8 protein-coding genes are annotated in these 10,746 nt (G+C 42.7%); 7 read left to right on the top strand and 1 reads right to left on the bottom strand.

Features of this window, described 5'->3' with window-relative positions; genetic code table 11:
• Positions 1-307: 307 nt before the first annotated feature.
• The 3 genes from ACE1AQ_RS00040 to ACE1AQ_RS00030 all read left to right on the top strand — a co-directional run bounded on the left by ACE1AQ_RS00040 (position 308) and on the right by ACE1AQ_RS00030 (position 5,173).
• Complete coding sequence (locus tag ACE1AQ_RS00040) at positions 308-1,531, top strand: NAD(P)/FAD-dependent oxidoreductase (RefSeq protein ID WP_110545395.1); 1,224 nt, start codon at positions 308-310, stop codon at positions 1,529-1,531.
• Between the two features lie 30 nt (positions 1,532-1,561).
• Positions 1,562-2,764, top strand: a complete 1,203-nt coding sequence (locus tag ACE1AQ_RS00035) for an S-layer homology domain-containing protein (RefSeq protein WP_039899904.1) — start codon at positions 1,562-1,564, stop codon at positions 2,762-2,764.
• A gap of 183 nt (positions 2,765-2,947) precedes the next feature.
• Positions 2,948-5,173, top strand: coding sequence for a heavy metal translocating P-type ATPase (locus ACE1AQ_RS00030; protein WP_110545414.1), 2,226 nt, complete (start codon positions 2,948-2,950; stop codon positions 5,171-5,173).
• A gap of 141 nt (positions 5,174-5,314) precedes the next feature.
• On the opposite strand, the gene rimK is transcribed toward ACE1AQ_RS00030, so the two are convergent.
• Positions 5,315-6,220 carry a 30S ribosomal protein S6--L-glutamate ligase gene (rimK, locus tag ACE1AQ_RS00025; protein ID WP_008202721.1) on the bottom strand — a complete coding sequence of 302 codons (906 nt, stop codon included), beginning with the start codon at positions 6,218-6,220 and terminating at the stop codon, positions 5,315-5,317.
• A gap of 343 nt (positions 6,221-6,563) precedes the next feature.
• On the opposite strand from rimK, the gene rlmN reads away from it, so the two are divergent.
• The 4 genes from rlmN to ACE1AQ_RS00005 all read left to right on the top strand — a co-directional run bounded on the left by rlmN (position 6,564) and on the right by ACE1AQ_RS00005 (position 10,319).
• On the top strand, positions 6,564-7,577 hold the full coding sequence (rlmN, locus tag ACE1AQ_RS00020) for a 23S rRNA (adenine(2503)-C(2))-methyltransferase RlmN (RefSeq protein ID WP_008202724.1): 1,014 nt from the start codon (positions 6,564-6,566) through the stop codon (positions 7,575-7,577).
• Positions 7,578-7,665: 88 nt separating this feature from the next.
• Entirely contained in the window at positions 7,666-7,890 is a 225-nt protein-coding gene (locus tag ACE1AQ_RS00015; RefSeq protein WP_002795571.1) for a phycobilisome linker polypeptide, read from the top strand.
• Positions 7,891-8,177: 287 nt separating this feature from the next.
• Positions 8,178-9,377, top strand: coding sequence for a ferredoxin--NADP reductase (gene petH / locus ACE1AQ_RS00010; RefSeq protein ID WP_008202728.1), 1,200 nt, complete (start codon positions 8,178-8,180; stop codon positions 9,375-9,377).
• A 99-nt stretch (positions 9,378-9,476) separates the two neighbouring features.
• Positions 9,477-10,319 (top strand): ChaN family lipoprotein, encoded by an 843-nt coding sequence (locus ACE1AQ_RS00005; RefSeq protein WP_106908717.1) that lies wholly within the window; start codon positions 9,477-9,479, stop codon positions 10,317-10,319.
• Positions 10,320-10,746 lie beyond the last annotated feature (427 nt).

Below are 10,746 nucleotides of genomic sequence, written 5' to 3'. Positions count from 1 at the left end.
ATTCTTGGGCTGCCCATTTCTCCATTTTTTTGCTTACCTCCACCTTAATTCCTTCTTTCAAAACTATACCTATCAATCGTTTCCCCTTTTTTTAAGTTTCTTCTCTTTTTGTTAAGAAAGATCTGACTAATGGATAGCTTATCAAGGGGGGCAGGGGGGATCGAATCTAAAATCCATTTTTAATTTAATTATAACCAGCTACTTATCAAATTTAGATGCACAACAGCTTCATAAGTTTGGGGTTTAACAGAGGGCGATTTAGGGTAAAATAAAAGCAAGTTAGCAAGATTAGGCGAGGGAGTAAATCATGGATTATGATGTAGTAATTATTGGGGGTGGACCAGCGGGAGGTCACTGTGGTAGATTATTAAGTGAAAAAGGTTATCGTGTTCTTTTGGTGGAACAACATTCTAGTTGGCAAGATAATAACTTTTCTAGTGCCGCTTCTCCTCTAGAAATTTTAGAACAATTCAATCTCCCCGAAACCGTAGTGGCTAGGTTTTGGAAAAATATCGAAATTATCTCCACTAGCATACATCATTTTTGGTCATCAACGCAACCTTTAGGAGTAGTTTTTGATTTTGCCAAATTGCGAGAGTTTTTAGCGGCGGAAGTGCTGCGTTGGGGTGGAGAAGTTCGTTTAGGTTGTCGTTATCTGAAATATGAACAGATGGAGGATCAGCTAACTGTTTTCTTGAAATCAAAAGGCAAGGAAATCGAGACAGTTACTACTCGTTTATTGGTTGATGCCACGGGATATGCTAGAGCAGTTATGTATAAACATAGACGAGAAAAACCTAATTTTTTAAAAGCAGTTGGTATTGAATATTTAATTGCTGTGCCAGAAGGAGAATATCAAAAATATCAAGATAATTTAGTGTTTTTTCTCGGTCATAAATGGAGTCCTAAAGGTTATGGCTGGATTTTTCCTATGGATAATCAGCAATTAAAAATAGGAGCGGCTTGGTTAGAGGGAGAACATCCTTATATTTCTCAAGTTAAGCCTTTAAAAAGTTATATTACACAAATTATTCAAACCTACATTAATCTCTCTAAATATGATATAATCGACATCCATGGTTCTATTTTAGAATATTCGCTCAATCTGCAAGATATTTATTATCAAGAACCGAATATTATAGCGATTGGTGATGCGGTTTCTACGGTTAACTTTTTAGGAGGGGAAGGTATTCGCCATGCTATGAAAGGAGCCGAAATTGCTTGTCAATACATGGAGGAATATTTACAGGGAAAATCGAGCAGTTTTGGACTTTATCAACAGCGGATGCAAGAATATTTTCAACCAAAATGGAATTTATCCGATCGCCTCAGTCGCAAAGTTTATTTAGAATATAGTGATGCGCGTATAGATCAAGGAGTATCCTATCTCAAGTATCTTTCCACCCAGGATATAATCGACGTTTTATTTTACTACAAATTTGAAAAATACACAAAAGGGTTAGGAGGATTTCTGCTGGGTAAATTACGTCAATGGTGGCGCAGAATTTTCCCTAGTCAAAACCCCGGGTAAATAAGCTAGGATAAAGCTAAGGAAACAATATTGGTAAAGACCGTGAGTAAGTTTATTCGCTACAGTACAATGATCACTCTGCTGGGCATTTTAGCAGCCTGTAGTGGCAATCCTGCCCTAGAAAATCGTCTGGCTGCCGATCCTAATCTACAAACAAATCCCATACCAGAAAACTCTCCTAATAACCAGCAATTACCCGCAAATTTTCCCGCAGAAATTCCTCGATATAGTCAATCAGAATTATTATCCGTGCAGACAAATCTTGATAATACCAGTGGGCAAACCCGTTGGCAATCCACCGATCCCAGCAATGCGATCGAGGCTTTTTATCAACAGGAATTAGTTAATAATAATTGGGAAATTATTACTCCCTTTTCTGGGGAGGGAGTCAATAGTACCCTAACGGCCCGTCGAGATAATTTAGAATTAACTATCACCATAACTGCCACTTCTCCCAATACGGAATATAGCCTCGATTATCGTCCAACGGGAACCCCGATTGCTTCCCCTAGTCCCTCCCCTATTTCTTCCCCTTTACCCAATCTTAATCCCACCAGTTTTAACGATCTCGAATCCTTACCTAATCCCTTAAAAAGCCACATTCAAGACTTAGCTAGATTAGGAGTATTAACAGGTAATAACAATCAGTTTAACCCTAATGATACAATAACGCGCCGAGAATTTGCTCGCTGGTTGTTACAGGCTAATAATGCCATTTATGCCAATGTAGCGGGTAAACAAATCCGTTTAGCTACTCCCAATAGTTCCCCAGCTTTTAGTGATGTTAAAAATAACGATACCGATTATATTTATATTCAAGGATTAGCGGAAGCGGGGTTAATTCCCTCTCCCTTAACGGGAGATAGTAGCTCCCTTTTATTCCGTCCCAATGCTCCTTTAACCCGGGAAGATTTAATTGCTTGGAAAGTGCCATTAGATATTAGAAAAGCTTTACCGAGCGCCAATCTTGATACGATTAAAAATACTTGGGGTTTTCAGGATACTAATAAAATTAACCCGCAGCTGGTGCGCGCTCTTTATGCCGATTTTCAAAATGCCGAACAAGCTAATATTCGGCGAGTTTTTGGTTTTACTACCCTATTTCAGCCAAAAAGACCAGTAACTCGCGCTGAAGCTGCCGCTACTTTATGGTATTTTGGTTTTCAGGGTGATGGTGTTTCCGCTGCCGATGCTTTGCAGGGTCAAGATACGCAACAGAGTGGGGTTAATTGAAATTTGTCCATAAAACCTAAGGGTGTGTTAGGAAAATACAGACACTCTTTTTTACATTTCTTCATATCTATTCAGAAAAATTAACAAAGGATTCTTGACCCTGCAGCTAGGGTAATATTTTATGCTAAAGATAGAACTGTGCTGCGGGGGATTTTGTTGCTGACTTCCGCTGCTATTAACATTATGACCCATCAAACTCTCAAACTCGTCGGGATGAGTTGCGCTGGTTGTGCTAATTCGATCGAGCGGATAATTAAATCTATCCCTGGAGTGATTCGATGTCAAGTTAATTTTGGCATGGAACAGGTGGAGGTGGACTATGATCCCAAGCGTACCGATCTTAACACTATTCAAGCAAAAGTTAGGGATGCCGGTTTCCAAGCTACACCGATAACGGAAATTAATCTCGAATCCAGGCCAGAAAAAGAACTTCTCCCTAAACTATCGATCGCTATTGTTATTAGCATTATACTTTTTATCGGTTCTTTACCGATGATGACGGGTTTATCTCTATCTTTTATTCCCCACTGGTTACACGCTCCCTTATTACAATTAATTCTCGCTACTCCCGTCCAATTTTGGTGTGGTCAAAGTTTTTATAAAAATGCTTGGAAAGCCTTTAAAAATCGCACCGCAACCATGGACACTTTAGTAGTTTTGGGAACCAGTGCCGCCTATTTTTATTCCCTGTTTTTAACCTTCGGGAGCGATTTTATTGAAAAACAGGGGTTTAATTACCATGTCTATTACGAAGCATCAGCTATCGTAATTACTCTGATTTTACTCGGTCGTTTCCTCGAAAAACGTGCCAGAAAAGAAACGGCCGCCGCTATTAAACAATTAATGGGATTACAGGCAAAAACTGCTAGGGTAATTAGGGAAGAACAGACGCTAGATATACCAATAGAAGAGGTGAAGGTAGGAGATATAATTTTAGTGCGTCCGGGAGAAAAAATTCCCGTCGATGGCATAATTATACAAGGCAGTTCTAGCATTGATGAATCGATGGTGACAGGGGAAAGTTTACCCGTGCGAAAAACCGTCAATCAACAGGTAATCGGTGCGACAATTAATAAAACTGGTAGCCTACAAATGCAAGCGTTACGAGTGGGAAAAGATACGGTTTTAGCTCAGATTGTCCGATTAGTGCAAACCGCACAAGCATCAAAAGCACCTATACAAAGATTAGTCGATCGAGTGACCGCTTATTTTGTGCCGGTGGTGATGATTATTGCGGTAATAACTTTCCTATTTTGGATTCTCCGCACGGGTAATCTCACCCTCGCTTTGATTACAATGGTGGAAGTCTTAATTATCGCTTGTCCCTGTGCGCTAGGATTAGCTACACCTACCTCGATTATGGTGGGAACAGGACAGGCAGCAAAACAGGGAATTTTAATTAAAAATGCCGAAAGTTTAGAATTAGCCCAGGGTATTACTACTATTGTTCTCGATAAAACGGGAACTCTCACCCAGGGGAAACCAACGGTGACGGACTTCTTGACTCGCGAAGGGGTGAGGGATGGACGGGAATTATCGCTGCTGCAGTTAGTCGTATCGGTGGAGAATCATTCTGAACACCCGCTAGGAGAAGCAATAGTTAGATATGGGCAGTTAAACCAGATTAAAACCTTAGAAGTAACCGAATTTGACTCAATAACTGGGTCAGGAGTGCAGGGAAAAGTCGGGTCGGATTTAGTGCAAATCGGTACACAACAATGGTTAGAAAGTCAAGGGATCGAAACAAAAGTTCTTAAAAAAGTCGCCCACGATTGGGAATGGCAGAAAAAAACCGTGGCTTGGATAGCGGTTAACGGGCGTTTAGAGGGGGTGATCGCCATTTCCGACGTTTTAAAACCTTTTTCTTCTTCAGTGGTCGCCAAGCTCAAAAAAATGGGCTTAGAGGTGATGATGATGACGGGGGACAACCTCGAAACCGCAGAGGCGATCGCCAGCGAGTTGGGTATCCGGCGCTTTTTTGCCGCACTCCGTCCCGAACAAAAAGCCGAAAAAATCGAATATTTGCAAAAAAAAGGGAAAATAGTCGCCATGGTTGGAGATGGCATCAATGATGCGATCGCATTGGCGCAAGCGGACTTAGGTATTGCCATTGGCACGGGGACCGATGTAGCGATCGCCGCCAGCGATATAACCTTAATTTCGGGAGATTTACAGGGAATTGTGAGCGCTATTGAGTTAAGTCGGGCAACAATGCGAAATATCAAAGAAAATCTCTTTTTTGCTTTTATTTATAACTTGATTGCCATTCCCATCGCTGCCGGAGTCCTCTATCCTTTTCTGCTCAATCCGATTATTGCCGGCGCTGCCATGGCTTTAAGTTCCCTTTCCGTGGTGACGAATGCCTTGCGATTGCGTCGAGTTCATCCCAGGGTGGGGAGCAGGGTGTAGGGTGTGGGGTGTAGGGTGTGGGGTGTGGGGAGCTTTTTCAGTAAAAAGGCAGCTCCGAGCTTATCGCTTAATACTATTGACTGATAACTTACCCACTGATAACTGATAACTGATAACTGATAACTGATGCAAGGCTGACGGCTAATATTGATATCGATCGCGATTTAGGACTAGGGTGGCATTTTTAGCGACAAAATCGATAATTTTTTTGGCCACATCCACACCGGTGGCCGCTTCTATTCCTTCTAAACCGGGAGAGGAATTGACCTCGATAACCACAGGCCCGTGATTAGACCGTAATAAGTCCACACCAGCAACCCGTAAACCCATGGCTTTAGTGGCCCGTATGGCCGTACTGCGTTCCTCCGGGGTTAATTTTATCTTTTCTGCTTTGCCACCGCGGTGAAGATTAGAACGAAAATCCCCCTCGGCCCCCTGTCGTTTCATCGAGGCTACCACTTTTCCATCGATGACAAAACAGCGCAGATCTGCCCCACTGGCCTCTTTAATATACTCTTGTACTAGAATATTAGCCTCTAATTGCCGAAAAGCTTCAATAACTGACTTGGCTGCTTGGTCTGTTTCCGCTAAGACTACCCCAATACCTTGGGTTCCTTCTAATAATTTAATCACGAGAGGGGTGCCGCCGACGGTTTCGATTAAACCATCGATATCTTCAATTGCGTGAGCAATTCCCGTCACCGGTAAACCTATCCCTTCCCTAGCGAGGATTTGCAGACAACGCAATTTATCCCGCGACCGGGAAATTGCTTGCGAGTCGTTGGCAGTAAAAACATTCATCACCTCGAATTGCCGGACGACTGCGGTTCCATAGAAGGTTTTTGAGGCACCAATGCGGGGAATAATTGCGTCGAAACTCTCCAAGGGTTGACCGTTATAGACAACCGTGGGTTTATGGGAGGTGATGTTCATGTAACAGCGCAAATAATTGATCACTCGTACCTCATGGCCTTGGCCTTCTCCCGCCTCTTTCAGTCGCTTGGTGGAATAAAGAGAAGCATCTTGGGATAAAATAGCGATTTTCATAAATTTTCGCTTAAATATTGATTTTACAACTGAATAGCTCTCTATTCCCCCATATTGGCTTTTTTGGCCGGCAACTCATAAAATTTCTGCTCTCGATCGAAGTCCATCGATTATTATGGCACTGACAGTTCCCCTTGAACAGTTAGGTTAGGTGAAAAGTAAAAAAGATCAAGCTTAAGACTAGATTTGTTTTTGTCGTCAGGCTAAGTTTAAGTAGCTGGTTATAATTAAATTAAAAATGGATTTTGCCTTTAATCCCCCCTTAATAAGGTAGGGTTGATTCATGAATCAACCCTACCCTTGATAACGGGGGTGTCTGATAATTTTTAACGCCTACCTACTTATGACTTTACTAGCGAAATCTTTAGAGGAACTGACCGACTGGGTAAAAGACCAGGGACAACCTGCTTATCGGGGGAAACAATTACACCAATGGCTATACGAAAAAGGAGCGCATTCTTTGGCGGATATTTCCGTATTCCCCCAAGAATGGCGCAGCAAGCTGGCGGATTATCCTATCGGTCGTTCCCTGATACATTATCGCAGTGTAGCACCCGATCGCACTCGTAAATATCTGCTAAAACTGGCGGATGGTTTAATTATCGAAGCGGTGGGAATTCCCAGCGAAAAAAGATTAACAGTCTGTGTTTCTTCCCAAGTGGGTTGCCCGATGGCCTGTGATTTTTGTGCCACGGGAAAAGGGGGTTTTACTCGTAATTTAAAAGCTTATGAAATAGTTGACCAAGTGTTAACAGTACAGGAGGATTTTCAGCAGCGAGTTAGTCATGTGGTGTTTATGGGGATGGGGGAACCTTTATTAAATATCCCCGAAGTGGTGACAGCGATTCATTCCCTTAATCAAGATGTGGGTATCGGTCAGCGTTGTTTAACGATTTCTACCGTGGGATTACCCAATAAAATCAAGCAACTAGCGGAACATAATTTACAAGTAACTTTTGCTGTTAGTCTCCATGCTTCTAATCAACAAGTTCGAGCTAAATTAATCCCCAGTGCCGACCATTATCCCCTAAGTAATCTGATCCAAGACTGTCAGGAATACGTTCAAATCACGGGACGAAGGGTGACATTTGAATACATTCTTTTAGCGGGAGTGAATGATTTACCGGAACACGCAAGGGAATTAGTCAAACTGGTGAAAGGGTTTCAGTCTCACGTCAATTTAATCCCCTATAATCCCATTCAAGAGGTGGATTATCAACGGCCTGATGAAAAGAGAATTAAGGCTTTTAAAACTATTTTAGAACAGGAAAAAGTCGCCGTTACTGTCCGTTATTCGAGAGGTTTAGCGACCGATGCGGCCTGTGGACAATTGCGATCGAGCGTCATGGTACAATGAACGGCCGTAAATCAGCAATTAACTAGATTGCTAGTCTCCCCGCTAGGCTAAACTAGAGAACTATAACATCAATGTAGGAGCCATTTCGATGCAAAGTCTCTCTAGTGCCAAAGAAAATCGCCTTTTTGTCTATGAAGTCGTCGGTTTGAGTCAAAATGACAATACTGATAACCTAGATTATTCTATCCGTAAGAGTGGCAGTGTCTTTTTAACTGTTCCCTATAGCCGCATGAATCAAGAAATGCGTCGGATTACCCGTTTAGGCGCTCGCATCGTCAGCATTAAACCCTTAAACGCAGCTGCGGCCCAGTAGTTGAAAAAATAATTATCGGTAATATCTGTCCCCCGCTTTTGTCCTGATCAGGCAAACTAGGGGGATTTTTAGCATAAATGGGAAAAAGTAGCAGAAATCTTAATAAAAAGTAAAATGCTGCAAATGTAACAGATTTTAACCAGAGACTTAACCTATCCTATCCAAAAGGATAAAAGCGATGTCTGTGGTTTTTTTAAGATAACTCTCAATTAGGCCTAGGTGTAGTGTACCGATGGTAGGCTAAACTATGGAACGATTATCGTGACTTGAGTTGGGAGTTATATTTAATGTACAGTCCGAGTACACTAGCGGGAAACCGTTTCTTTGTTTACGAAGTGGTGGGTCTCAATCAAAACGACAATACTGACAGCTTGGATTATTCAATCCGTCAGAGTGGAAGCGTGTTTTTCACGGTTCCCTACAGTCGCATGAATCAAGAAATGCGTCGGATTACCCGTTTAGGTGGTCGTATCGTCAGCATCAAACCCTTAAATGGGATTGCCCCCGTAGCAACTGTTTCTAGTGCCTCCACACCACAGCCAATCGCTCAATCATCGCCCGTCACCGAACAGACCAAGAAAAAGGCCATGACCCAAGCGAAAGAAAAAACAGATATCCCCGTCAACATCTACCGTCCGAATCAACCCTTTATCGGCAAATGTATCGAGAATTATGCTCTCGTTGATGAGGGAGGTATCGGCATCGTACAACACGTCACTTTTGACCTTTCTGGGAGCGATTTACGCTATTTAGAAGGGCAAAGTATCGGTATTATCCCCCCGGGTACCGATGCTAATGGCAAACCTCATAAATTGAGACTCTATTCGATCGCCTCCACCCGTCATGGTGATAAATTAGACGATAAAACCGTATCCCTCTGCGTGCGTCAATTGGAATACCAACACCCAGAAACCAAGGAAACCGTTTATGGGGTTTGTTCCACCCATCTCTGTAATATAGGGGTGGGGGACGATGTGGCTATTACTGGTCCGGTGGGTAAAGAAATGCTGCTACCCAGTGATGAAGATGCCACCATCATTATGATGGCCACCGGGACGGGAATCGCTCCCTTCCGGGCTTTCCTCTGGCGGATGTTCAAGGAACAACACGAAGATTATAAATTCAAAGGTCTAGCTTGGTTGATTTTCGGAGTTCCCAAAACGGCCAATATTCTCTACCAAGAAGAATTAGAGCAAATCGCGGCGGAATTCCCCGATAACTTCCGTCTCACCTATGCCATCAGCCGGGAACAGCAAAATCCCCAGGGCGGCAGAATGTATATTCAACACCGGGTAGCCGAACACGCTGACGAAATCTGGAATCTACTCCAAAGTCCCAAAACCCACGCTTATATGTGCGGACTGAAAGGGATGGAAGATGGTATCGACGATGCTATCAGTGGTGCTGCCGCTAAAAATGGCGCTGATTGGTCTGTCTATCAGAAACAACTGAAAAAAGAACATCGCTGGCACGTAGAAACCTACTAAACCAGAAAGGTTCTCTGAAAATTTTTGGGGGTGGGCATTGTCCACCCTTTTTTTCTTGGCTTCGGTTAAGATCAGTTTTTTAAAAGGCCTTTAACAAAGATGAAATTCTCTCGACGCTTTTTTCCCGTTTTCCTTGCTCTCTGCTTACTGTTTATTTTGCTGCCCCGGGCCTGGAGTTTTACTAATAGCCAAAAACAAATTCTGGCAGATTTAAAAACAGCCGAGATTATTTATCTGGGAGAAAGACACGATAGTCAAGCCGATCATCAGGCCCAATTAGCTATTATCAAGTATTTACAGGCTAATAATCCCCAAATAGCGATCGCTTTCGAGATGTTTCAACGTCCTTACCAAATCTATTTGGATCAGTATTTAGCCGGCAAAATTAGCGAAAATCAGTTAAGAGAAAAAAGTGAATACGACCAACGTTGGGGATTTGATTGGGAATTTTACGCCCCGATCCTGCGCTTGGCCAAGGCGAAAAAACTACCAGCGATCGCCCTAAATACACCCACGGAAATCACTAGAAAAGTGGCACAGGAGGGCTTAGAAAGCCTCTCCACCTCAGAAATGACCTACATTCCCCCTAAAAGCGAAATAAACCAGGATAACGAGGAGTACCGTCAACAGATCCTAGCCGTTTATCAGCAACACACGGGGGGCAAAAGTCAGGGATTCGATCGCTTTTTTCTGGCACAGGTTCTCTGGGATGAAACCATGGCCGATGCGATCGCTAAATTCTGGCAAGCTCATCCCGAATATCAGATCATCGTCCTAGCAGGAAAAGGTCATATTGCCTACGGTTACGGCATTCCCAGTCGAGTCCAAAGAAGATTAGGCGATCGCGTCATCCAGCGTTCGGTTTTCTTGGGAGACGCTCCCCAATCATCACCAGCAGAAACCAAAAAACCCGCCGATTATTTTTGGCAAGAGCAAAATTAAGCCAGTCGGAGGTTAGGAAACAAGGGATGATAAGCTAAGATGCCAGTCTTTAAATTTAGTAGATAATAAGTCTGAAAAACTGATTATTTATTTCCCCTTTTGCCTTTTGCCTTTTGCCTTTTGCCTCTCCTCTATGAGTAGCCTATACTCAACGGATTTAGTATAATAAGTAGGTAGGCACAATTATTTGTAGGATGGGTTAGCGGTAGCGTAACCCATGCGGGCGTTGGGTTTCATGCTTCAACCCAACCTACGTTCATTTTATATTTAATTCCACCCACCTACTTAGGACTTGCTGAATAATGGTAAAACCCTTTGAAAATAAGGCTTTTGACCTGTTAAAATCTGATGTTAGTGCAAGAAAATAGGATTGGGACATTCAAAAACCTTGCATTATTCTCCTCGTAGTACATAAACTGGTACAAAA

Source organism: Microcystis sp. BLCC-F209 (genome assembly GCF_041928595.1).
Classification (GTDB): Bacteria; Cyanobacteriota; Cyanobacteriia; order Cyanobacteriales; family Microcystaceae; genus Microcystis.
This window is presented reverse-complemented; position numbering and strand designations above follow the sequence as displayed.

What these genes read in the sequence shown, in the direction of transcription:
- ACE1AQ_RS00040 (WP_110545395.1), top strand. Translation starts at nt 308, where the DNA reads ATGGATTATGATGTAGTAATTATTGGGGGTGGACCAGCGGGAGGTCAC.
- ACE1AQ_RS00030 (WP_110545414.1), top strand. Translation starts at nt 2,948, where the DNA reads ATGACCCATCAAACTCTCAAACTCGTCGGGATGAGTTGCGCTGGTTGT.
- rimK (WP_008202721.1), bottom strand. Translation starts at nt 6,220, where the DNA reads ATGAAAATCGCTATTTTATCCCAAGATGCTTCTCTTTATTCCACCAAG.
- rlmN (WP_008202724.1), top strand. Translation starts at nt 6,564, where the DNA reads ATGACTTTACTAGCGAAATCTTTAGAGGAACTGACCGACTGGGTAAAA.
- ACE1AQ_RS00015 (WP_002795571.1), top strand. Translation starts at nt 7,666, where the DNA reads ATGCAAAGTCTCTCTAGTGCCAAAGAAAATCGCCTTTTTGTCTATGAA.
- petH (WP_008202728.1), top strand. Translation starts at nt 8,178, where the DNA reads ATGTACAGTCCGAGTACACTAGCGGGAAACCGTTTCTTTGTTTACGAA.
- ACE1AQ_RS00005 (WP_106908717.1), top strand. Translation starts at nt 9,477, where the DNA reads ATGAAATTCTCTCGACGCTTTTTTCCCGTTTTCCTTGCTCTCTGCTTA.